General features: G+C 65.0%; 16 protein-coding genes. 7 read left to right on the top strand and 9 right to left on the bottom strand.

Features of this window, described 5'->3' with window-relative positions; genetic code table 11:
* The first annotated feature begins 256 nt into the window (after window positions 1-256).
* From AC1RM6_RS21370 to mug, 4 genes are all read left to right on the top strand, one after another.
* Window positions 257-5,911, top strand: a complete 5,655-nt coding sequence (locus AC1RM6_RS21370; protein ID WP_493104924.1) for an autotransporter-associated beta strand repeat-containing protein — start codon at window positions 257-259, stop codon at window positions 5,909-5,911.
* A 276-nt stretch (window positions 5,912-6,187) separates the two neighbouring features.
* Window positions 6,188-6,742 (top strand): nuclear transport factor 2 family protein, encoded by a 555-nt coding sequence (locus AC1RM6_RS21365; RefSeq protein WP_493104922.1) that lies wholly within the window; start codon window positions 6,188-6,190, stop codon window positions 6,740-6,742.
* Window positions 6,739-7,338 (top strand): TetR/AcrR family transcriptional regulator, encoded by a 600-nt coding sequence (locus tag AC1RM6_RS21360; RefSeq protein WP_493104920.1) that lies wholly within the window; start codon window positions 6,739-6,741, stop codon window positions 7,336-7,338. Before AC1RM6_RS21365 ends, AC1RM6_RS21360 begins: the two co-directional genes overlap by 4 nt.
* On the top strand, window positions 7,335-7,895 hold the full coding sequence (gene mug, locus AC1RM6_RS21355; RefSeq protein ID WP_493104918.1) for a G/U mismatch-specific DNA glycosylase: 561 nt from the start codon (window positions 7,335-7,337) through the stop codon (window positions 7,893-7,895). The genes AC1RM6_RS21360 and mug overlap by 4 nt, the downstream gene beginning before the upstream one ends.
* 193 nt (window positions 7,896-8,088) lie before the next feature.
* Here the strand turns inward: mug and AC1RM6_RS21350 are convergent, their stop codons facing one another.
* The 4 genes from AC1RM6_RS21350 to AC1RM6_RS21335 form a co-directional block, all read right to left on the bottom strand.
* Entirely contained in the window at window positions 8,089-9,165 is a 1,077-nt protein-coding gene (locus AC1RM6_RS21350; protein WP_493104916.1) for an ATP-binding cassette domain-containing protein, read from the bottom strand.
* 14 nt (window positions 9,166-9,179) lie between these two features.
* The gene (locus AC1RM6_RS21345) at window positions 9,180-10,769 is read right to left on the bottom strand and encodes a hypothetical protein (protein ID WP_493104915.1); all 1,590 of its coding nucleotides are present in this window, start codon (window positions 10,767-10,769) and stop codon (window positions 9,180-9,182) included.
* Window positions 10,769-12,109, bottom strand: coding sequence for an ABC transporter substrate-binding protein (locus AC1RM6_RS21340; protein WP_493104913.1), 1,341 nt, complete (start codon window positions 12,107-12,109; stop codon window positions 10,769-10,771). Before AC1RM6_RS21340 ends, AC1RM6_RS21345 begins: the two co-directional genes overlap by 1 nt.
* 93 nt (window positions 12,110-12,202) lie before the next feature.
* Window positions 12,203-13,081, bottom strand: coding sequence for an amino acid--tRNA ligase-related protein (locus AC1RM6_RS21335; protein WP_493104912.1), 879 nt, complete (start codon window positions 13,079-13,081; stop codon window positions 12,203-12,205).
* Here AC1RM6_RS21335 and AC1RM6_RS21330 point away from each other — a divergent pair.
* Window positions 13,053-14,081, top strand: a complete 1,029-nt coding sequence (locus AC1RM6_RS21330) for a KamA family radical SAM protein (protein WP_493104910.1) — start codon at window positions 13,053-13,055, stop codon at window positions 14,079-14,081. The genes AC1RM6_RS21335 and AC1RM6_RS21330 overlap by 29 nt on opposite strands.
* Here AC1RM6_RS21330 and AC1RM6_RS21325 read toward each other — a convergent pair.
* On the bottom strand, window positions 14,076-14,882 hold the full coding sequence (locus AC1RM6_RS21325) for a hypothetical protein (protein ID WP_493104908.1): 807 nt from the start codon (window positions 14,880-14,882) through the stop codon (window positions 14,076-14,078). The genes AC1RM6_RS21330 and AC1RM6_RS21325 overlap by 6 nt on opposite strands.
* A gap of 447 nt (window positions 14,883-15,329) precedes the next feature.
* Complete coding sequence (locus tag AC1RM6_RS21320; protein WP_493104906.1) at window positions 15,330-16,046, bottom strand: DUF1428 domain-containing protein; 717 nt, start codon at window positions 16,044-16,046, stop codon at window positions 15,330-15,332.
* A 209-nt stretch (window positions 16,047-16,255) separates the two neighbouring features.
* On the opposite strand from AC1RM6_RS21320, the gene AC1RM6_RS21315 reads away from it, so the two are divergent.
* The gene (locus tag AC1RM6_RS21315) at window positions 16,256-16,612 is read left to right on the top strand and encodes an ArsR/SmtB family transcription factor (RefSeq protein WP_493104904.1); all 357 of its coding nucleotides are present in this window, start codon (window positions 16,256-16,258) and stop codon (window positions 16,610-16,612) included.
* Window positions 16,596-17,093 carry an SRPBCC family protein gene (locus AC1RM6_RS21310; RefSeq protein ID WP_493104902.1) on the top strand — a complete coding sequence of 166 codons (498 nt, stop codon included), beginning with the start codon at window positions 16,596-16,598 and terminating at the stop codon, window positions 17,091-17,093. The genes AC1RM6_RS21315 and AC1RM6_RS21310 overlap by 17 nt, the downstream gene beginning before the upstream one ends.
* 157 nt (window positions 17,094-17,250) lie before the next feature.
* Here the strand turns inward: AC1RM6_RS21310 and AC1RM6_RS21305 are convergent, their stop codons facing one another.
* The 3 genes from AC1RM6_RS21305 to AC1RM6_RS21295 all read right to left on the bottom strand — a co-directional run.
* Complete coding sequence (locus AC1RM6_RS21305; protein WP_493104901.1) at window positions 17,251-17,658, bottom strand: hypothetical protein; 408 nt, start codon at window positions 17,656-17,658, stop codon at window positions 17,251-17,253.
* 222 nt (window positions 17,659-17,880) lie between these two features.
* Window positions 17,881-19,974 carry a response regulator gene (locus tag AC1RM6_RS21300; RefSeq protein ID WP_493104899.1) on the bottom strand — a complete coding sequence of 698 codons (2,094 nt, stop codon included), beginning with the start codon at window positions 19,972-19,974 and terminating at the stop codon, window positions 17,881-17,883.
* A 2-nt stretch (window positions 19,975-19,976) separates the two neighbouring features.
* A partial coding sequence (locus tag AC1RM6_RS21295) for a response regulator (RefSeq protein ID WP_493104897.1) occupies window positions 19,977-23,693 on the bottom strand: 3,717 nt, incomplete at its 5' end.

Here is a 23,693-nt window from a genome sequence, read left to right as displayed (position 1 = left end):
GACAAGGGGGATCGTCCATGACCATCGAAGTTCCAGCGTCCCAAAATCTGGGATGCACAGACATTTCGGGGGCTTTCACCGCAGCTTAGACGATCGATTGCGGAGCTCCCTCGCTCCGCGGTCCATAAATCCGGCGTTCGGGGCGAAACGTCCGGTGGAGAGTGATGCTTACCCCGCCACCCGCGCGCGTCGCCGCGCCGGGTGGCGCGCCCAACGAACCAATACCGGGCTTCTTTCAGACAGGGAATTTTCCAGCATGCCAGCCGTTCATGGTCGTCGCGTCCGCGGCGCGAGCTTTCGCACGTCCTCTTTCCGGGCCGCCCTGCTGCTCGGCAGCGCGCTGGCCGCGCCCCACATCGCATCGGCCGAAAATATCGCCTATAACGGCACCGGCGACTATAGCCTGACCCGCACCGACACGGTCGCGGGCGGGCCCAAGACGATCGACATCGTCACCAACGGCGCGATCAACCTGAATCTGGCCGGCGTCACCGTCGCCAATTCGAGCATCAACGGCACCGGGGTCGGCGCCAACACCACCAGCGGCACCGGCAACATCTCGATCACCGACGGTTCGATCACCGCCAGCGGCACCAACTCGACCTATGGCATCGACGCCCGCACCACGAGCGGCAATGTCGACATCGTCAGCGGCACGGTCGTATCGAACACCAACCCCAGCAGCCGCGGCATCTATGTCGCGACCACCACCGGCAATGTCGCGATCACCGCGGATTCGACCAGCGGCAATCAGCGCGGGATCTTCACCACCTATGGCAGCGGCACCAACACGACCGTCATCCGCAGCAATTTCGCCACCGCCAACGGGCTCAACCAGCCCAATGCGATCGTCGGCCAGGGCGGCAATGTCACGATCGTCAGCGGCACCGCGACCCTGACCGGCAACGGCAATCAGGGATCGGCGATCTTCGCCCAGGGCGGCATCGGCGTCACCATCCAGTCGCAGACCGTGTCGACCCAGGGCAATGGCCAGACCGGCATCACCCTGCAGGATTCGCGCGGCAACGGATCGATTACCAGCGGCACCGTCACCACCGCGGCGGGCTATGGCATCTACAGCAGCGTCGCGGGCACCGGAACGATCACCAGCGGCACGATCACCACCGGCGGCACCGGCAACGCCTATGGCATCTTCAGCCAGAACGACCCGACCGGCACGAGCGTGATCGACAGCGGCTCGATCAGCACCACCGGCACGGCAGCCCATGGAATCTATATCGATGGCGGCAACGGCACGACGATCCGGAGCAGCTCGATCGGCACGACCGGCCTGGGCGCCGCCGGCATCTACGTCTCTCCGGTCGTCGACGGCAACGGCGCGACCATGATTACCAGCGGCGCGATCACCACGAGCGGCAATTCGGCATCCGGCATCGTCGTCCTGCCCGGAACGGGGGCGGTGACGATCGCCAGCGACACGATCACCGCGACCGGCAGCGGATCGGGCGGGATCGACGTCGAATCGCAGGACGTGACCAGCGCGATCGCGATCACCAGCAACATCATCCGCAGCAACGGCACCGCGATCATCGTTCAGGGCGGCGACGCGGCCACCGCCGTCCGCGTGGCAAGTTCCACCATTACCGGTTCGGGCAACGGCATCGTGGTCGGCGCGGCAGGTCCCGTCACGTTGGCCAGCGGTACGATCGCGCTGACCAGTACCGCTTCGAACAACGCCAACAGCCTCAGTGGCGTCGGCCTCACGGTCGTTTCCTACGCCGGCGACTCGTCGATCACCAGCAATAGCCTGGTCTATACCGGCACCGGCAACACGCTGGGCATCAGCGCCCAGCATACCGGCACCACCACGGGCGCGGGCGCCGGCTCGCTGACGATCAGGAGCGGCGACGTCTCGGTGATCGGCAATGGCGGCTATGCGGTATTGGGATCGACCCAGACGGCGGCGCTGAACATCACCACCACCGGCACCACCATCACCACCGGCACCACCCGCGCCGTCGGCGGCAGCACCGATCCCAACAATCAGCGCTATGCCGACGGCATCGACGCGATCAGCGCCACCGGCGCGATCAGCGTCACCAACAGCGGCGCGATCTCGACCGCCGGCGCCAACGCCCGCGGCATCGATGCCGAGGCCGGCCGTGCGATCCTGACCCAACAGACCCCGGGCACCACCGCCAGCACCGCGGCGATCGCGATCGCCAACAGCGGCAGCGTCGTCACCACCGGCGGCGCCGCCAACGGCATCAACGTCCTCGCCGACCAGAATGCGGTGACGGTCAACAACAGCGGCAGCGTCAAGACCAGTGGCGCGTCCTCGACCGGCATCAACGTCTCGGGTTCGACCGGCACGCTCCGGGTCGACAGCGCCGCGCTGGAGACCAGCGGCGTCACCGCCAACGGCATTTTCGTCAAGGGCACCACCGGCGACGTCACCGTCACCAGCGGCACGACGAAGACCAGCGGCGCGGGGGCGCTCGGCGTGTTCGCGCAGACCACCACCGGCAATATCGTCATCAACGCCGGCACCACCACCACGACCGCGACCGCGGTGTCGGGCAACGACACCTCGGACGCGGTGTTCGGCTATGCGTCGGGCGCCGGATCGGTCACCGTCACCAGCGCCAATGCCTCGACCAAGGCCGACTTCTCCAGCGCGGTCGGCGCGGTCGGCGGCGGCACGATCAAGATCACCAGCGGCACCGCATCGACCGCGGGCACCCAGATCTCGACGGTCTATGGCTATAACCGCAGCACCGGATCGACGACGATCGATTCGACCGACGCCAGCGCGACCGGCCTCTATTCCTACGCGGTCGACGGCCAGTCGGCGGGCGGCGACGTGACGATCCGCAGCGGCACCGCGACCGCGGCGAGCGGCCGGGGCGTCAACGCGATCGCCGGCGGCATCGCCAACGTCACCACCACCGGTATCACCAGCGCCGGCGGCGACGGCCAGGCCGGCGTGTTCGCGCAGGGCGGCACCGGCGTCGTGCTCAACATCGCCTCGGCCAGCTCGACCGGCGCCAACCAGACCGATCGCCGTTCGGACGCGGTCTATGCGCTGGCGACCAATGGCGCGGTCACCGCGACGATCGGATCGGCCCGGGCAACCGGCACCGGCGCCGACGGCGTCCATATCGTCGCCAACGGCACCGGCGGTGCCGCGACCCTGACGGTCACCGGCACGGTGTCGGCGGCGAGCGGCAACGGCGTGTTCATCGATCCACCCGGCGCGGTCAGCCTGACGGTCGCGCGCGGCGCCAGCGTCAGCGGCAGCGTCGCCGGCGTCAATGTCAGCGCGGGCAACACCAGCATCGTCAACGCCGGCACGATCGCCAGCACCACGGGGCCGGCGATCCTGGCATCGGGCGCCACGTCGATCGACAATAGCGGCACGATCACCGCCGGCACCGGCGCGGTCGCGGTCCAGCTCGGCGCGGCCAACGACAGCGTCACCCTGCGCACCGGATCGCTGGTCAGCGGCACGATCGCCGGCGGCGGCGGCGTCGACCAGGCGATCCTCAACGGCACCGTCGCCACCGCATCGGCCAGCCAGACGATCGCGGCGTTCAGCGGCTTCGACAGCCTGCTGGTCGCGGGCGGCTACTGGACCGGCGGCAGCGTTGCCAGCAGCTTCAACCGCGCGACGATCGCCAGCGGCGCCACGCTCGAGCTCGCCAGCGGCACCGCCGGCATCTCCGGCCTCGTCACCCCGACGATCGTCGACAACGGCGCGCTGGTGGTCCGCAGCACCGGCACCGCGACCTCGACATTCGGCGCGACGACGATCGGCGGGTCGGGCAGCGTGTTGTTCACCGGCACCGGCACCGCGGCGCTCAACGGCGCCAATGCGATCACCGCCACCGGCGGCATCGCCGTCGACAATGGCGCCAGCGTGATCCTGACCGGAACCCAAAGCGGGACGGTGACGACGCTGGCCGGCGGCACCTTCCAGATCGGCAACGGCACCACCGCCGGCATCTTCACCGGCAATCTGGTCGACAACGGCACGCTGATCGTCAACCATTCGGACGATTACACCTTCGCCGGCGTGCTGTCGGGCGCCGGCAACCTGATCAAGCAGGGCGCCGGCAAGCTGATCTTCGGCACCAACTATGATTTCACCGGCACGACGACGATCCAGGCCGGTTCGATCAAGCTGGCGACCGCGGTCAACCCGAACAGCGAGATCGACCTGCGCGGCACCGGGCAACTCGATTTCTCGGGCACCCAGCAAGCGATCGCCGAGCTGGCCGGCGCGAGCGGATCGAGCATCAACATCGCCGGCGGATCGCTGGCGGTAAACCAGGCGACCAGCACCGCCTTCGCCGGCAACCTGACCGGTGCAGGCAGCCTGACCAAGACCGGATCGGGCAAGCTCAACCTGACCGGGGTCAACAGCTATACCGGACCGACCGCGGTCTCGGGCGGCATCCTGGCGGTCAACGGCAGCATCGTCTCGGCGGTCACCGTCACCTCGGGCGGCCGTCTCGGCGGCACCGGCACCGTCGCCAACGTCACGATCGCATCGGGCGGACGCTATGCCCCGGGCAACTCGATCGGCACCCAGACCGCCAACGGCAACGTCGTGTTCGCGGCGGGATCGATCTACGAGGTCGAGGCCAATGCCGATGGCCGCGCCGATCGCGTCAATGCGACCGGCACGGTGACGATCGCCCCGACCGCGACGGTCGCGGTGCTGGCCGAGGCAGGCACCTATAACCGCCTGACCAGCTACACGATCCTGACCGGTACCGGCGGCGTCTCGGGCACCTTCGGCGGCGTCACCTCGAACCTCGCCTTCCTGACCCCGTCGCTCGGCTATTCGGCCAATGCGGTGACGCTCAACCTGCTGCGCAACGACATCAGCTTCGCGTCGCTGGCGCGCACCCCGAACCAGCTCGCGGTCGCCAACGCCGCCAATGCGCTGGGGATCGGCAACGCGGTCTACACCGCACTGGTCGGGCTGGGCACCACCGCGGTGCCCGACGCCTATAGCCAGCTCACCGGCGAGGTGTTCGCCTCGGTCCCGTCGATCCTGATCGACCAGGGCAAGCGGGTGCGCGGCGCGGTGCTCGACCGTGCCGGCGTCACCGGCGACGGCATGGGGGTCTGGGGCCAGGCGATGGCCGCGGGCGTCGAGAGCGACGCGACCGGCAATGTCGCGGGCACCGGGACCGAACGGCGCGGGGTAGTGTCGGGCTTCGACTATGGCCGCGACGGCTGGCGCCTGGGCGTCTATGCCGGCTATGTCGACAACGACACCGGCATCATTCACCGCGGTAACCATGCCGACGCCGACACCAAGCTGGTCGGCGCCTATGGCAGCTGGTCGACCGGCCGGATCGTCGCCAAGATCGGCGGCGACTATAGCTGGCACAATGTCGACACCACCCGCAACATCGCGGTCGGCGGCCTCAACGGCACCAACCGTGCGGGCTATGACGCGACCAGCCAGCAGGTTTACGGCGAACTCTCGTACAGGCTGATCGACGGCCCGGTCTATGCGGCGCCGTTCGTCGGCGGCGCCTATGTCCGGCTGCACAGCGACGCGCTGACCGAAAGCGGCACCGCCGCGGCGCTCAGCGTCGCATCGCGCACCCGCGAGGTCGAATATCTGACCGGCGGCTGGCATGTCGGCGGATCGGCGGCGATCTCGCCGACCGCGACCCTGCTGCCGCACCTGACCGCCACCTACCAATATGGCGTCGGCGACCTGCGCGGCGGCAGCATCGCCCGCTTCGGCGCCACCGGCCAGGCCTTCGGCATCTCGGGCGCCCGCCTCGCGGCGAGCAGCTTCGGGCTCGACGGCGGGGTCGACGTCCAGTTCGGATCGGCGTTCAAGCTCGGCGCCGGCGGCTTCATGTCGACTTCGAAGGACTGGTCGGACTTCGGCGCGACCGTCTCGGCGAGCTTCGCTTTCTGAGGCGATCGCCACGCGCGAAGATCGAGGGGGTGGAGGCTTCGGCGTCCGCCCCCTTTTTCTTTGGGATCGCCTCCCTGCGCAGGTTCGAAACGACAAGCTATCGTCATCCCGGGCTTGACCCGGGATCTCTCTGCCTTGGCCGCCCGAAGAAGAAATGAGATCCCGGATCAGGTCCGGGATGACGAATGTCGTGACCATGCCCGCGTGCCCCACGCTTGACTCCCCTCCCCCGACAATTTTAGGCACTCGCTTAATGCGCCGCCACGGGAGAGACAGATGGACGTCGAACAGCGGCTCGCCGCGCTCGAAGCGCGGCTGCGCAAGGCCGAGGACCAGCTCGAGATCATCGCCCTGCTCAACAGCTATGGCCCGCTGGTCGACAGCGGATCGAGCGAGGCGGCGGCGGCATTATGGATCGACGGCGGCGGCTATAATTTCTCCGGCGGCCTGAGCGGCGGCACCCGCCTCGCCGCCCCCGACGAACTGGTCGCGATGTACGAGAGCGCGGGGCACAAGGGGCTGGTCGCGACCGGGGTGTCGCATTTCACCGGCATGCCGCGGATCGCCGTCGACGGCGACCGGGCCGAGGCGGTCGGCTATTCGTTCGTGGTGCTGAAGGAAGGCGACCGCTGGTATCTGTGGCGCGCGGCGATCAACCAGTGGACGCTGGCGCGCACCCCCGACGGCTGGCGGATCGCCGAGCGAGTCAACCGCACCCTCGACGGTTCGCCGGAATCGCACGCGACGATGCGCGAGGTGCTGGCGCGCGCGGTGCCGGGCGAGACCCCCGACTGCCTGCTCGCCACCGCCGTCGCCGCCTCGCGCGAATGACGGACCGGCCGCCCCGGCCCGCGCGCCCGCCAGGCACCGACAACCACACCCGCGCGGCGATCCTCGACGCCGCCGAGGCGATCATGCGCGACGAGGGCTATGCGGCGGTCAGCTCGCGCAAGGTCGCCAGCCGCGCCGATCTCAAGTCGCAGCTCGTCCATTATTATTTCGCGACGATGGACGATCTGTTCCTCGCGCTGTTCCGCCGGGTCGAGGAACGGCATTTCGCCCGGCTCGCGACCGCGGTGACCGCGAAGGCGCCGCTGCGCGCGCTATGGGCGCTGTGCATCGATGCCAACGGCCCGCGGCTGACCCGCGAGTTCGTCGCGATGGCGACCCACCGCGACGCGCTGCGCCACGAGATCGCCCGGTCGGCCGAACGCACCCGCGGCATCTTCGTCGCGGCGCTGTCGCGCGCGGTCGAGGATCGCGGCCTGCCTACCGAGGCCTGGCCGCCGGTGGTGCTGGCGATGCTGATGGACGGCGCAGCCCGGCTGATCCTGTCCGACCGGATGCTCGGCACCGACATGGGGCATGATGCGACGCTGGCGTTCGTCGAACGGCAGCTCGCCCTGATCGATCGCGCGCCGGCATGACCCCGACGGCGCCCCTGGCCGACGCGCCCCTGCCCGACTCCCCCCTGCCCGACTCCCCCCTGCCCGACATCCTCGCCGACGATCTGGCGGTGCTGTTCTGCGGGATCAATCCCGGGCTGATGGCGGCCACCAGCGGCCACCATTTCGCCGGACGCGGCAACCGCTTCTGGCGGACGCTCCACCGCGCCGGCTTCACCCCGCACGAGATCCGGCCCGAGGACGACCGCTCGATCCTCGCCTGGCACTGCGGGCTGACGACCCTCGCCCCCCGCGCCACCGCCCGCGCCGACCAGCTCGCCGCCCACGAATTCACCGCCGCCGCCGACGCGTTCGAAGCCAAGGTCGCGCGCCACGCCCCGCGCATCGTCGCCTTTCTCGGCAAGGCCGCCTGCCAGGCGCTCGCCGGCGGACGCACGATCGACTGGGGACCACAGCCCTTCGCCATCGCGGGCCGGCCGGTCTGGGCGCTGCCCAATCCGAGCGGGCGGAACCGGGCGTTCACGCTGGAGGGGTTGGTGGTGGCGTATCGCGCGCTGCGCGAGGCGGTGGTGAGGTAGCTCTGGTCACGAGCGGCGGGTAGAGGATACGGTAGCGTTGGTGACGTTGCTGCCATTCGTGTGGACGGAGCAAATGACCGCTGCTGTTGATAGCGGACGTAGATATCAATCGCGCTCGCAGTCGCAGCGCGAGATGCGTATTCATGATATTTGGCAGCCATGTTTTGGCCGGCAGGCTTGGAAATGTATCGATTCAGGCAACGCAGGCGACGCCGAGGGCGTCGCCATTGTCATAAGAGAACGCAAACACCGAGCCTACAACTCGGACACCGCCTGGAGAAATTTTCGTTTCGCATGGCACGATTACGACCCGCTCTCCTATTCCCAAAAAGGAGAATGAATCGGACGCGCCGAAATCTACGAATGGCTGTGCCGATGTCAGGTCGCCGGGCATGAAGTTTTGCGGCCCGCAGGCAAGCATGACGCGCTTCGCGACAGGCGAAGGCTGCAGTTCCACATCACCGAGTTCATAGCCGGCTATCGAAAGCTGCCAGCGCGCGCTGTCCTGTCGATCGGCATCAATCCAAGTGATTGGACTACTACTGGTATAGGCCATGGCCTCGCGGTGCCACGGACTGTCGGAGAAGCCCTTGACGCTTGTCACCGGAATTGCGCTGAGTCCCTTTCCGGCGCTTTGCTTGAGGAAAGCAAGCTGGTTCGCAACAAGCAGGTGATCGTGCCACTCGTGGCTTGCGAGAATCGCGCAAAAGGAAAGTTCGACCGCCGAGCGCTTGAGCGCCACGAGAAAATCGCGGCGAAGATCGCCGCCAAGACCGGCGCCGGGCTCGTCTAACAACACTAGCCGAGGGTGGATCGACAGGATACGCGCTAGGGAGACCCGCTGCTTCTCTCCGCCACTCAATTTTTCCAGCGGCCGATTTTCCGCGAGCACTCGCTCAAGCCCCAAAGCCTTGATCGCGGCGCTGAGGCGCTCCTCATCAAAACGCTCCCGCGTGGCCCGCAAACGGGAAAACAAGCGTAGATTCCGCTTAAGGTCGAGATGCTCAAGAAGCACTCCTCCTTGCGGCAGATAGGCAATCTCACCGCGTGCCGCGCCCAGAACCCGGATCGTGCCGGCGGAGGGTACGGCAATTTTGGCGATAAGCCGCAAAAGGGTGCTCTTTCCGCTCCCGCTTTCTCCCATCAACCCAAGGATTTCGCCGGGACCGAGCGAGAATTTTCCGTCGAGGTGAGAGAATATGCGGGTGCCTCCGGGGTGGAATCGACTATCAAATGCGACTTCCAAGTCGTCAAATTCAATTGTCAGCACGGAGACCTCGATGATTAGGCCGCTTGTACGGCAACGCTGGGCGATATTGTCTGGGATGCCGGATGCGCGGCGCTATTCGAGATCCGCCCGGCCAGCAGGCCGATCGCGAGCACTGCGATGCTTATAGTCGGAATCATCAGTTCGAGCGCCCGGGCGAAATCGAGCGAACGCCCGGTCAGCTTGGTGACGATCTCGACATTGAGCGATTGGAAGATGCTCGACATGGCCACATTGGCGTCATCGCCATTCCAGATCAGCACGAATACAAAAAGGAGAACAACTAATAGGTCCTTCCAAAACCGCCCAAGAAACGACGTCAGCGAAGTTTCGATGGCGCCGACTGAGCTGGCTCGCAGGAAATCAAGTTCGTTGCACGGCACTCGCAGCAGCAGGAGCATCAGGAAGGGCAGAATGATAACGGCATCGTAGACGAGATGGGCGCAGAACCAGGCAAGCCAGCGAACGATCTGAGCTTGATGCTCGGTGTGGATGACGAACGAAAGCATGATGTAGTAAAGCAGCATGCCCGGCACAAGCCGCACGGCGAGCAAAGTCAACACAAAGATCCAGCGGTTCACGGCCTCTCGGGCATCCCAAAGCGGCGCTACGGAGAGGCGCAGGCAGCACATAAGCAGCATATAGATGGTGGTAGCGGCCACTGCGCCCAAGAATACAGGGATCGTGGCAGCGAGCACGATGCCATCGCTCATCGTGACTGAATGAGCATAGGAAGCCAGCAGCACCAAGAGGGCGAGCACCGCTGCTCCCCTTGCAAAGCCACCGCCAAAATCATGATTACCGGGTCTTTTCGGGACACCGGTTGTGACGCTCAACAGCGCGAGTAGCGCATGCCCTCCCCATCTAAGCAGAAGGAGCGTCAGTCCAAGCGTAGTCGCCGCAACCGCGATTACCAGCGTCGATGTCGAAATAATGGTCTCCAAGGCATAATTTGGTACGTTGCTGTACTGCCGATAGAGGAGGCGCAGAGCGTGTGGCACGAGCGCCGAGCCGGTGCCCTCCGATGCGCGAAAGTAGAGCAAGCCCTTGTCATGCTCGCTAATCGCTGCACAGAAGATGACCGCTGCGACGAACAGGAAGAAGGGCCGCAGGGCGGGCCAGTAAACGAGCGCACAGGCCTCGCGTGCGGACATTGCAGTGGCAGCCAGCACATTTTCCTTGGCGGCCCGGGTCGACGATAGCGACTGATATACGACGAACGCGAGCAACGGCCCGTATTGCAGCGCGGAGACCCCGACTAGGGCCGCGAGGACGATCGCAGGATCGCGTGTCTCGATCGGGAGCATGCGCACCGCCGGCAGGAAGAGGACCGACCATGCCGCACCGCCCAGACAGAATGGGATCATCGACCACACCGCCAGTTGTATGGGTGCCCGTGTGCGAAACATCAGCCAGCCCAAGATCAGTCCGATCGTGCTCGCGGCAAATGCCACGCCCATCGCAACGACGATGCTGCGTAACAGCGGCCTCACAATTGTCGGGTCGATTGACCCGCTGTCGAACCTAAAAAATGCCGGGAGGATGAACGCCAGTGCCGTCGCCAGGGGTGCAGAACATAGAAAGTAAGCCCAAATCCTGCGGACCATCACTTCCCGGCGCTTTGAAAGAGCTTGGCGCGAGTTGAGGCCAATTCGCTCTCGGTCGCACGTAAGGCACCCGCCACGTCGGGCTCTGCCTCCGCACGGAACAACTGCTGCAGAGTCTTGGAGATAGCAGCCATAATCAGGTCCGCGTCGAGCCCCGCCTCGAGCATGTAAACGCCTTGCTGCAACGACTTGCCGACGGCATCGAGATAAGGGATCTCGCGGACGAGGTCCTTGTCGTAGTAGACCTCGCGGCGGGGCGGACACAGGCCCATGCGCGCCATCTCCTTCTGCGCGGGCAATTCGAACAGCCGCTTGATGATCGACTCCGCATCGTCCTTCGCTCGGCTTTGCCGGTTGAGATAATAGCTGCCGCCAGCCAGCATCGATTTGCCGCCGGGAATGACGTGGAAGGTGTAGGCATCCGACCAGGACATGCTGGAGCGCACGAGGGAATAGGCGACGTCGCTCCACATCAGGGCCATGGCGAATCGACCTGACTTGATCAGTTCGACCTGCCCCGCCGCGTCGGTCGCGAAAAAGTCCTGTGCGGGCTGGCCGAATTGTGAATAGGGCTTCAACCGCAGATATCGTTCGGTCGCGGCCACGGTTTCCGGCTTAGAGAGGAGCAGAGGGGTGTTGCCGTCCGACATCCAGCCGAACTGCTTGCGCATCACGCCACCGCCGCTGCCAAAGGCAAGATTCGCCCATTCGTAATAGTTCCAGAGTTCCGCGCCCTGGAGCGCGATGCCCCGCGTAGACCCCGAAGTGAGGTGCTTGGCGACGGCTTCTACTTCTTCCCAAGTGGCTGGCGGCAATAGTTCTCGGCCCGTGGCCGCCTTATACTTTGCCTTAACAGCGGCGTCCTCGAATAGCGCCCGGTTGCAACACAACATCATGGTGTTGGCCGAGAACGGCACGCCGAAGGCGCTGGGTGTGGTTGCGCCAGCATTCTGGTACCAGCCCACTTCCTTCCAGGCCATTTCGAAAAGATGGCTGGGCAGCTGCGCCACCCACTGCTTGTCAGTGAACTCGTTGAGCGGCACGATGCTGTCATTCCCGACATAGTTCGCAAGGGCCGCGTTATATTGGAGAACGACGTCGTAGCTGCCGGTGCCAGATGCGAAATCCGTATTGGCCTTCGCGATCATTTCCTCATAGGCGTCTAAGACGAAACCGATATCGCTCTCTCCTACCATCCGCGACGCCACGGCTTGGATCGCCTCAACGCCTGGAACTTTTTCTCCCAGAAACATGATCTTGCGGTGAGGAAATAATATCCCGCAGCCGCCGAGCAGCGGTACAAGTGCAAGTGACAAGGCCCCACGGCGCGATAGCTGCATTACTGCTCCCCCTGCAGTTGTCGTCCAGCCAAGCAATAGCCAAGACTACGCGAGCATGTTCATTGCCGCAAGCATTTGATGCCGTTTACGATCTCAAATGGACGCCTCTCTGGCGGCAAGCGCAATGATCCGCTCCAATCCAATCGCGACGCCCGAACATAGCTCGATGTCCTGCACCGTGATCTCGGGGAGCGGGGCATGTCCAACCAGCGGTCGCTGCGCATTCTCGGCTTTGAAGCGGGCGACGAAGTCCTCGCCCGACTCAATTTCCTGGTAGCCGTTGGCGATCTCCACACCTTCGAGTAGCACTTCAAAACGCTCGACATGACCCGCCGGGGCGAGCCGCGCAAAGCAAGGGTCGAGGAGCGGATAATCTACAATGCACAAGATGCAATCCTGCGCCAGTTTCTGCACCGCGCAACCAAGGAGCGCATCGAACTGCACGCCCGCCACCTGGGGCGCCGACCGATTGCCGCCGATCGCTTGCGAATGGATCGTGTCGATATCCGCCAAAGTGAGCGAGTGCAGCGCGGCTCCATATCTCGCCTCGAAAACTTCGGCGCATGATACACGCCGTACCGGCCGCGGGACGATCTCCGAGACAAGGGCGCAGACAGCACTAGCCATTTCGAGATAGCTCATGTTCGGAACGTACCATTCTGCTAGCAAGAATTCGCGGCTGTGAGTCGCGTCAGCCTCCTCGTCACGATAGGCTTTGCAGATCTGGAAGATTTCACCGCTTTGGGCAGCGATGAGTTCGCGCATCGCCAGTTCAGGCGACGGCTGGAGAAAAAGGTCACATGGGAAATCAGACGCAGCCGCGACGGTCCTGAAGACACGTGTCGTCGGATGTGCGACTGTCGCGCCAAGCAGGGTCGGCGTATGCACCTCAACGGCGCCCCGTGAATGGAAATAGGATCGAATTGCGGAAAGGATTTTTGCCTTGAATATCAATTCGCCGCGAAAGGTCACAGCCGATCTCCCTGCATCTTTGTCGCTTTCCGATTGGAGGGTCGAGCACCGCGCTGCGCGGATTTCGATGGATGACCTGCTATTACGATTGGAACTCGACCGAGAGCAATTGCCTTTTGTGGTCGATGATACTTCCGAATTCGGCCTATTGGTCCCGCCACACTATCTTTCCTTGATCCGTAAGGGTGATCCGTTCGACCCCCTCCTACTACAGGTTATCTCTCAGCTTGATGAACGGATTCGGCCTGCCTGGGAGAGCGTCGACCCCCTCGAGGAGGAAGCGTATATTCGCTCGCACGGCGTGTTGCAAAAATATCCAGGCCGACTGCTTCTCGTCTTTTCACCGACCTGCACTATCCATTGCCGTTATTGCTTCAGGCGCCACTATGACTATGGTCAGGTCGCATTCTCGGGAGCCGACCTCGAGCACTTGGAAGAGATCCTCGCCGATGATCCGTCGATCCACGAAGTAATCGTTAGCGGCGGTGATCCTTTCACCGTGGCCGATGCAAAGTTGGCAAGCTTGATGCAGTCGCTGGACAAGGGCCGGTTTTTGAAAAGCATCCGGTTCCACACACGAACCCTTTCAACCCTCCCGCGCCGCGTGACGCCAACGTTGCTGGAGATATTGGCGCGTGCCAGCAAGCCGGTGGTGATCGTCGTCCACACCAATCACCCCAATGAGATCGACGAGCAGGTCGCGGCAGGGTTCGCGCAGTTGCGAAGCGTTGGAGTCACACTGTTCAATCAGTCGGTCTTGCTGCGCGGTGTCAATGACAGCGCCGCCGTGCTGAACGAGCATTCGTGGCGCCTGCTGCAAGTGGGCGTGCAGCCCTATTATGTCCATATGCTCGACCCCGTCGCGGGCGCTGGTCATTTCCAGCTATCCGATGAGGAGGCGAGGTCGCTGCAGAGCGCGATGCGTAACTCGATGCCGGGCTATCTCGTGCCGCGCTTTGTGCGCGAGGTGCCCGGCGAACTCAGCAAGATGCCGCTATAGGGTTTTGGACCGGAACCAGAATACGATCTCGAGCAAGAGCGTACCGACCTGCTGCATAATGAGCTGTGCCGCGGTCACGCCCAAAGAGGCACCGATCCAGAAATTGGCGTTATTCAGCTGACTGTGGATCTGACTGGCTTTGAAGAACGCCGGACTGGCTTGCGAACTTTCCACCGGGCCGATCAACGATATCAGTACCTCGGTGTAATCTTGATGCGCAGCATTCATCGACATGTTCTGCGTGATGAGGAGGACGACGGAACCGACTACGATTGGCAAGTCGCAGACCAGCGCCTTCAGAAGCCAGAAGCCCTTTTGATGCTCCGGACTGACATCGCCTCTCGGGGCAGGCTCCTTGTTTAGCAGGACGAAGGCGCGCGCACTGCCCAGCAGCGCCAATGCGGAGAATGCCAAGGTCAGGTACCCGATCAGGTCTAGCCGGGCCATGTAATTTTGAATGAGATCAGCGCGACTGTCGGGGAGATCGCGGTAAAATTGCGCGACCGTCAACCCGGCCAAGAACAGGCCCATCCCCCCCATGAACCGGAAGTTTTGCAGATACTGCAAGAAAGACACCATTGCCGCGAAAACGGCAGCGAGCGCCACGGGTACAACGATAACGCTGTACCGGCTCGGCGAGCTGATTACGAGCGGGATCGTATGATTGTTGGCGGAGAAGAGAAGCACCAAGCAGATCAGGAGGACGTTGATAGCGACCGACAGACCAATTCCGCGAAGGCAAGCGGAAAGTTCCGACGAAATGAGCGGCGTGGATCCGTTGCCCCTGATCAACTTTCGCACCTACAATCCTCCCCAGCGCAGCGTACAGTTTTGTTCAGACTTTACAGCAAATCGATATTTTCCGCAGAGGCATGGCTTCACCTGCATCAAATCTGACAATTTCATATACAGTGAAAGGCCCGTAGATGGGCAATTGGAAACAGTGATGGTGATCGGAGATTCGAAATAAAGGACCCGCCACGCAGCTCATGTACAAACGATAGCAACGTGCGAGTGGTAGGGCGCGCTCGAAATCCAGACTTGGGCGCAAAAGCCGGCGGGATGATCTCTTGGTTGGTCACGTGGCAGCTTTTGCTAGGGGCTGTCGTTCGCTGGCCGATCAGCGAGTGGCTCGCTTTGGTCGATTTCGGCCAACGAGCCCGATCAATTACCGCCTAGCCAGAAAGCAATGCAGTAGCTCGTCACGGCAGACACAGAGGACCGCACTCCTCCGATCGCCGCCTTCTCCTACGCGCCCGCCGTATCGAACACCGGCGCAAAGCCGCCAAAAATCGCGGTCGGGCCGTTCCAGGTCGGCGTGTTGCCGGCCATGCGCGGATCGCTCATCAGCGCGCCCCAGGCGGCGTCGCGGGTCGCCTTGTCGGGCCATTCGATCCAGCCGAACACCACCGTCTCGCCTTCCGCCAGGTCGACGGCGCGGCGGAAGTCGGTGACCTTGCCTTCGGGCACGTCGGTGCCCCAGCCGTCGACGATGCGCAGCGCGCCCTGTTCCTTGAACAGCGCGCCATGGCCTTCGGCGAAGGCCGCGAACGCCTCGCGCTTGTCGCTCGGCACCGCGGCGACCATGCCGTCGACGAAGCCGAACGCGCCGCTCTCGCCGCTGTCATAGACGACCTCGAACCCGCCGAAGACCATCCGCTTGCCGTCGAACGGCAGCCCGCCTTCGGGCATCTTCATCCGCTCGTCGGTCATGATCGCCGTATGCGCCTTATCGAACGCCGCCTTGTCGTCGTAGAAGATCCACGAGAACACGACATTCTCGCCCTCTTCGAGCGCGACCGCGCGCTTCATGTCGGTGCGCTTGCCGTCGGGCACGTCCACCGCCCAGGTCTCGACGATCCGGCGCGCGCCATGGTCCTGGAAGATCGGCCCGGCGTCGGTCGCCATCTTGGTATAGCCCGCCTTGTCGTGCGACGGGATCAGAAATCCTTGAACATAGGCCATGCCGACATCTCCTCCTGTGCGTTCGCGGCTTCGTAGAGCGCCGTGCAGCAACAGCGCTCATGAAGACCGGCAAGCCGCACCGGCCGGTCCATTTACCCTCCACTCAGGATAACCCGTGCCGAAGCGGGACGCGACCCCGAAGATGCCGTGGCGGTCCAACGCCCTGCACAGTTGCGCTTCCCGTGCGGACAAGCTAGATACTGAACTATATGGTTCAGTATGCGAATCCTCCCCTCGATCTCTCCTTCGCGGCGCTGTCCGATGCGACCCGCCGCGGGATCATCGATCAGCTCGGGCGGGGGGACGCGTCGATCACCAGTCTCGCGGACCGGTTCCAGATGACGCTGACCGGCATGAAGAAGCATGTCCAGGTGCTCGAGCGGGCGGGGCTCGTCGTCACCCGGAAGGTCGGGCGGGTGCGGCGCTGCATGCTCGGGAAGCGCGGCCTCGCGGCGGAAGCCGCGTGGATCGAGGCGCACCGCAGGCTGTTCGAAGCCCGCTTCGACGCCCTCGACGACATCATCCGCGAAATGCAACAGGAGGAAAGCGATGACCGAGCAAGTTGACGGAGCAGCGGCGCGGAATCCCACCATGGTCGAGCGCCGGGGGGATCGCGAACTTGTCGTGACGCGGACATTCGATGCGCCGCCGAGCCTGGTCTACCGGGCGTGGAGCCAGCCCGACCTGTTCCGACGCTGGTGGATGCCGAAATCGGTAGCCGGCGTTTCGCTCGTGGCGTGCGACATGGACGTCCGCACTGGCGGCAAATATCGGCTGGAGTTCAGCGCCGGCGGGGAGACCATGGCCTTCCACGGCAAATATCTCGAGGTGGTGCCGAACGAGCGCATCGTCTGGACCAACGACGAGGGCGAAGAAGGCGCGATCACGACGGTGACCTTCGAGGAGCAGGGCGGCAAGACGCTGCTGCATTTCCACGAAGCCTATCCGTCCAGCGACGCGCTCGAGGAAGCGCTGCAGGGCTCGGCGGCCGGATTGCCCGAGCAGTTCGAGCAGCTCGACGAGGTGCTTTCGAACGCGGGCGAGTAGCGGGTTGGGGCTCTTGGGATCAGCCCGTAGGCGCCGACTTAGGGCCCCTCCTTCTCCGTCATTCCGGGCTTGACCCGGAATCTCTTTACCTCTCGCGAGCGAAAGAAGAAGTGAGATCCCGGATCAAGTCCGGGATGACGAACTATGTTATCAATCCCTACCCCACATCCCCCAGCAGCGGATACAGCACCCGCCGTTCCTCCTCGATCCGCGCCTTCATCGAGGCGCGCATCGCGAGCGAGGCGCGGCAATAGCCGGGCCAGTCGTCGACGATCCGTTCGATCGTCCAGTGGATGACATGGTCCGCGGAGACCTGGCGCAGCTCGACCCCGATCGCGCGCAGCTGCTGGAGGTCGGCGAGCAGGCGGTTGTCGCTCGTCCGGGTCAGCAGCCGCGCGATATGGTCCTCGATGATGTCGGTGCGGTGCCGGCTCGCCTGGCTCAGCCGCCAGCGCACGCCCGTCAGCCGGGTCCGCTCGGGCTCGGGCAATCCGGTCAGCGCCTCGAGCTCGTCGATCCAGTCGAGAATCTGCCGATGGACGTCCTTGAGTTCGGTCAAAAGCATCGCGACTCCACATAACGGCCCGACCGTGCATCGGATGACAAGGCGCGACTCTCATAGGCCGCCATTGCGGCCATTTCGCGCCATAAGCGGCCAGACCCTCATCATCGCAGATGAGACCGACGCCAGCCCGGATAAATGCGGTATATTCCCGGTAGGCCCCATTTCGGGACACCAATTCAGGCAAGCGAAAATCCCGAGCATGGGCTCGGGGTGCTATCGCGGTCAGCCGACCTTGCGCGGCGTCCTGCGCTTCGCGGCCGGGGCGGGCTCGGCCTTCCGCTCGGCGGGCCGCATATCGGCGAGCAGCCGTTCGAGATCGGCGGGGTCGAACGGCTTGACCAGCACCTGGACGTCGCGCGGCCGCGACGAGATCGCCTCGGCCTCGGCATAGCCGGTGATGATCGCGCCGCGCAGCCCCGGCACGATCTCGCGCGCCTGGCGGATCAGCTCGGCGCCCGACAGGCCGGGCATCGCATAGTCGCTGAGCAGCAGGTCATAGTCGCCGGTCCGGGCCCGCAGCGCCTCGAGCGCGCAGCCCGGATCGGCGAAGTCGACCACCTGATGGCCGAAATCGACGAGCAGCGCCGCGGTGGTGGTCCGCACCCCGGGATGATCGTCGACCAGCATGATCCGGAGCGCCGCCGCGGTGCCCGACGACAGCGGCCGGCCGTTCGCGCGCGGCGCGACGACCTCGCCGGCACTCGCCCGCGGCAGCCACAGCTCGACCGTCGTCCCGCGTCCCAGCTCGCTGCGGATCGCCAGCCGCCCGCCCGACTGCTTGGCGAAGCCATAGACCATCGACAGGCCGAGACCCGTGCCCTTGCCGACCTCCTTGGTGGTGAAGAAGGGTTCGAGGATCTGGTCGAGCAGTTCGGGAGCGATGCCGGTGCCCTGGTCCTCGACCGCGATCACCACATAGTCGCCGGCACCGAGCCCCGCCTCCTCGGGTTCGGCGAGAGTGCGGTTGGCGGCGCGGACGGTGACGGTGCCGCCGCCCGGCATCGCGTCGCGCCCGTTGATGATCAGGTTCATCAGCGCCAGTTCGAGCTGTGCGGCATCGGCGAAGGCCGGCCAGATCGCCGGATCGGCCTGCCAGTCGAGGCTGACCAGCCCGCCCAGCGTATGGCTGAGCAGCCCGCGCACCCCCTCGCCCAGCCGGTCGAAGCCGACGGTCGTCGGTTCGAGCGACTGGCGGCGCGAAAAGGCGAGCAGCCGGCTGACCAGCTGCGCGCCCTGCTCGGCGGCACGCCGCGTCATCGCCAATATGTCGGCCTGGTCGGGGGTGACCGGCAGCCGACGCTCGATCAGGCCGATCCCGCCGAGCACCGCGGCGAGCAGATTGTTGAAGTCATGCGCGATGCCGCCGGTGAGCTGGCCGATCGCGTCCATCTTGCGGGCGTGGGTCAGCTCGCTTTCGAGCCGCTTGCGGTCGGTGATGTCGAGAAAGGATCCGGCATAGCGCGACGGCTGGTCGTCGGTGCCGACCACCAGCACCGCCTGATCGTGGAAATGGCGATATTCGCCGTCGCCGCAGCGCCAGCGATATTCGATCGACATTCGCCCCGACTGGGCGCGTGCGGCGAACGCCGCCATCGCCCGGGCGCGGTCGTCGGGATGGAGCCGGTTTTCCCAGAAATTCGGATCGGCGCGGACATCGTCGAGCCGGTAGCCGACCAGCGTCTCGAGATCGCCGACGATGAACTGCGGCGCGCGCGAACCGTCGTCGGGTTCGACATAGAGGATGATCGGCAGCGATCGGATGATCGCCGCCTGGCGCTGCTCGGCGAGGCGCAATTGCTGCTCGGCGCGCAGTTTTTCGGCATTGGCCTTGAGCGCGGCATCGAGCAGCGCCTGTTCCTGGCGCGCCTTGCGCTCGATCTCGCGCCGGGTCGCGAACAGGTCGACGAACACCGCGACCTTCGATTTCAGGACGATCGGGTCGACCGGCTTGAACACATAATCGACCGCGCCCATCGCATAGCCCTTGAGCAGATGCTCGCTCTCCTTGTTGACCGCGGAGAGGAAGACGATCGGGATGCGGCGCGTCTGCTCGCGGCTGCGGATCAGCTGGGCGGTCTCGTAGCCGTCGATCCCGGGCATGAACACGTCGAGCAGGATCACCGCGAACTCGCCCTTGAGCAGATGGCGCAGCGCCTCCTCGCCCGAAGCGGCGAGCACCACTTCGGCGGTCTCCTCGAGCACGGTCTTGATCGCCAGCAGGTTGCGCTGGTCGTCGTCGACCACGAGGATGCGGACGGCATCGGCGTCGGGCGCGGGATCGGGCATCGGCTGCGACAGGGACGGCGTTATGGCCACCATCACTCCGCGGCCGGTTCGGCAAAGCTGGCGGTTGCCGCGTTGCGTGACCGGCCGATCCACACCCGGAGCAGAGCGAGCATCAGTTCGACGTCGACCGGCTTGGCGATATAGTCCGACGCACCGGCATCGAGGCATTTCTGCCGGTCGCCCTTCATCGCCTTGGCGGTCACCGCGACCAAAGGCACGTCGGCGATGCGCGGATTGCCGCGGATATGTTGCATCGTCTCATAACCGTCCATCTCGGGCATCATGATGTCGATCAGCGCGATGTCGATGCCGGGGGTCTGGTCGAGGATGTCGATGCCGTCGCGGCCGCGTTCGGCATGAAGCACTTCGACGCCATAGGTTTCGAGCACGCTGGTCAGCGAGTAGATGTTGCGGATGTCGTCGTCGACGATGAGGATCTTCGAACCGGCGAGGATGTCGTGCGCCGCCGCGGCGACGCTGTCGGTCCCCGGCGCGGCGCCGGTCGCGGCGCCCGCCCCCTGCCGCGCCCGCGTCGCATAGGCGACCCTGGGCGCAAGTTCGTCCCAGCCCGATATCACCGCGATGTCGCGGCCGGCGCCATGGCCGGTCGCCTCGGCGATCAGGCTGGTCTCCTCGCCGGGACCGGCGAGGATCATGATCGGCGGACAGGGCGTGCCCGGCGCGATCCGCGCCAGCTCGCGCGCGGCCCGCGCACCGTCGGGGAAGGCCAGCAGCAGCGCGTCAAACGCCGCGAGGTCGCCCTTGAAGCGGGCGAGGCTGGGGCTATGCGCGATCTGCGCGTCATGGCTGCCCAGCGCCTGCGCGGCGGTCCTGCTGGCGGCGGCATCGCCGATCACCAGGATGTGCGGCGGCACCGCCTGCACCTGCGCGCGCAGCCGGCGGAACACCGCGATCAGCTCGTCATGCCCAGCGGGCTTGGCGGTCACCCCGAACGCCCCCATCGACAGCACCAGCGCCGCCTGGTCGGCGCCCGAGATCACGTGGATCGGCAGATGCGCGGTGTCGGGATCATGTTTGAGGAGGTCGAGCAGCACGAAGCCGTCAATGTCCGACAGGCCGAGATCGAGGGTGATCGCGCTCGGCTGCAGCTTGCGCGCCATCGCCAGCGTGCCCGCCCCCGCGGTCGACACCACCCCCTTCAGCCCGGATTCGCGCGCCAGGTCGAGCAGGATCGAGGCGAAGGTGGGATCGTCCTCGACGATCAGCACGAACGGATCGTCGCCCAGCCATTCGCGGTCGTCGCTGATCTCCAGATTGGCGGGCAGCGCCGAGGCGATCGTCGCCCCGCTATTTTCGAAGCGCGGCTGGCTGGCGCCGGTCGGCGCCGGCAGTTCGACCAGCGCCACCGCCTCGAACGGGATGAACAGGGTGAAAGTCGATCCCTCGCCGGGGCGCGACCGCACCTGCAGCTCGCCGCCGAGCAGCCGGGCGATCTCGCGGCTGATCGAGAGGCCGAGGCCGGTGCCGCCATATTTGCGGCTGGTGGTGCCATCGGCCTGCTGGAACGCCTCGAAGATCAGCTTCTGCTTGTCCTCGGGAATGCCGATGCCGCTGTCGGTGACCGCGATCTCGATCGCGCGGTCGGCGTTGCGCAGCACCGGATGGTTGGTGCTCCAGCCGCCGGTGGCGCCGCGCACCTGCAGGGTGACCCCGCCATGCGCGGTGAACTTGAACGCGTTCGACAGCAGGTTGAGCACGACCTGCTGGAGGCGCTTCTCGTCGGTGCGGATCGACGCGGGCAGCGCGGTGTCGAACTCGACCTTGAAATCGAGCCCCTTGTCGGCGGCGAGCTGGCGGAAGGTCCGCTCCATATGCTGCCTGAGCGCGCTCATCGGCATGTCGCCGAGTTCGATCGACACCGTGCCGGACTCGATCTTCGACAGATCGAGAATATCGTTGATCAGGCTCAGCAGGTCCGATCCCGCCGAATGGATGGTGCGCGCGAATTCGGTCTGCTTCTCGTTGAGATTGCCCTGCGGATTGTCCGACAGCAGCTTCGACAGCAGCAGCAGCGAATTGAGCGGCGTGCGCAGCTCGTGGCTCATATTGGCGAGGAATTCGGACTTGTATTTGGAGGTGAGCGCCAACTGCTCGGCCTTTTCCTCGACCGCGCGCCGGGCCATGTCGATCTCGAAATTCTTGGCCTCGACCTGCTTCTTCTCATTCTCGAGCAGCTGCGCCTTCTCCTGCAGCTCCTCATTGGTGTTGTGGAGCTCTTCCTGCTTGGTGGTGAGTTCGGTCTGGCGCGCCTGCAGCTCCTGGGTCAGCTCCTGCGACTGCTTGAGCAGGCCCTCGGTGCGCATCGTCGCCGCGATCGTGTTGAGCACGATGCCGACCGACTCCATCAGCTGGTCGAGGAAGCTCTGATGGGTCTCGTTGAACTCGTTGAACGAGGCGAGCTCGATCACCGCGCGGATCTCGCCCTCGAACAAAGCCGGCATCACCATGATGTTGGCGGGCGCGGCATGGCCGAGGCCCGATCCGATCCGGATGAACTCGCCGGGGACATTTTCGAGCAGCATCGCCCGGCCATCGGCGGCGCATTGCCCGACCAGCCCCTCGCGCAGATGGAAGCGCGACTTGAGCTCGGCGCGGTTCTCGGCGCCATAGCTCGCGACCAGATCGAGCACGGTCTCGTTGTCATCGCGCCCGGTGACGTAGAAGACGCCGTACTGCGCGTTCACCAGCGGTGCGAGTTCGGACATGATCAGGTTCGACACCGTCGCCAGATCGCGTTCGCCCTGGAGCATGCGCGAGAAGCGCGCGAGATTGGTCTTCAGCCAATCCTGTTCGGCATTTTTGAGCGTCTGATCCTTCAGGTTGCGGATCATCTCGTTGATATTGTCCTTGAGCGCGGCCATCTCGCCCGACGCCTCGACCGCGACCGACCGGGTGAGATCGCCCTTGGTCACCGCGGTGGCGACGTCGGCGATCGATCGCACCTGGTTGGTGAGGTTGGCGGCGAGCTGGTTGACGTTGTCGGTCAGGTCGCGCCACAGGCCGGCGGCGCCGGGCACGCGCGCCTGGCCGCCGAGCTTGCCCTCGATGCCGACCTCGCGCGCCATGTTGGTGACCTGGTCGCCGAAGGTCGACAGCGTGTCGATCATGAAGTTGATCGTCTCGGCGAGCGCGGCGATCTCGCCCTTCGCATCGACCGTCAGCTTGCGCTTGAGGTTGCCCTGCGCGACCGCGGTCACCACGTCGGCGATGCCGCGCACCTGGTTGGTGAGGTTGGTCGCCATCAGGTTGACGTTGTCGGTCAGATCCTTCCAGGTGCCGCCGACCCCGGGGACCTGCGCCTGGCCGCCCAATTTGCCCTCGGTGCCGACCTCGCGCGCGACGCGGGTCACTTCGGAAGCGAAGCCGTTGAGCTGGTCGACCATCGTGTTGATCGTGTTCTTCAGCTCGAGGATCTCGCCCTTCACGTCGACCGTGATCTTCTTCGACAGATCGCCCTTCGCCACCGCGGTGGTGACGTCGGCGATGTTGCGGACCTGGCCGGTGAGATTGTCGGCCATCAGGTTGACGTTGTCGGTCAGATCCTTCCAGGTGCCGGCGACCCCGCGGACATGCGCCTGGCCGCCCAGCTTGCCCTCGGTGCCGACCTCGCGCGCGACGCGGGTGACCTCCGAGGCGAAGCTGTTGAGCTGATCGACCATCGTGTTGATCGTGTTCTTCAGCTCGAGGATCTCGCCCTTCACGTCGACCGTGATCTTCTTCGACAGATC

It is taken from the genome of Rhizorhabdus sp. GW822-FHT03C02 (assembly GCF_058801765.1).
Note: the sequence above shows the minus strand (reverse complement) of the source record. Positions and strands in the feature narration are given on the sequence as shown.

Coding starts and splice junctions, on each gene's coding strand:
- AC1RM6_RS21305 (WP_493104901.1), bottom strand. CDS start 17,658: ATGCTTTTGACCGAACTCAAGGACGTCCATCGGCAGATTCTCGACTGG.
- AC1RM6_RS21310 (WP_493104902.1), top strand. CDS start 16,596: ATGACCGAGCAAGTTGACGGAGCAGCGGCGCGGAATCCCACCATGGTC.
- AC1RM6_RS21315 (WP_493104904.1), top strand. CDS start 16,256: ATGGTTCAGTATGCGAATCCTCCCCTCGATCTCTCCTTCGCGGCGCTG.
- AC1RM6_RS21360 (WP_493104920.1), top strand. CDS start 6,739: ATGACGGACCGGCCGCCCCGGCCCGCGCGCCCGCCAGGCACCGACAAC.
- AC1RM6_RS21365 (WP_493104922.1), top strand. CDS start 6,188: ATGGACGTCGAACAGCGGCTCGCCGCGCTCGAAGCGCGGCTGCGCAAG.
- AC1RM6_RS21320 (WP_493104906.1), bottom strand. CDS start 16,046: ATGGCCTATGTTCAAGGATTTCTGATCCCGTCGCACGACAAGGCGGGC.
- AC1RM6_RS21370 (WP_493104924.1), top strand. CDS start 257: ATGCCAGCCGTTCATGGTCGTCGCGTCCGCGGCGCGAGCTTTCGCACG.
- AC1RM6_RS21345 (WP_493104915.1), bottom strand. CDS start 10,769: ATGGTCCGCAGGATTTGGGCTTACTTTCTATGTTCTGCACCCCTGGCG.
- mug (WP_493104918.1), top strand. CDS start 7,335: ATGACCCCGACGGCGCCCCTGGCCGACGCGCCCCTGCCCGACTCCCCC.
- AC1RM6_RS21340 (WP_493104913.1), bottom strand. CDS start 12,109: ATGCAGCTATCGCGCCGTGGGGCCTTGTCACTTGCACTTGTACCGCTG.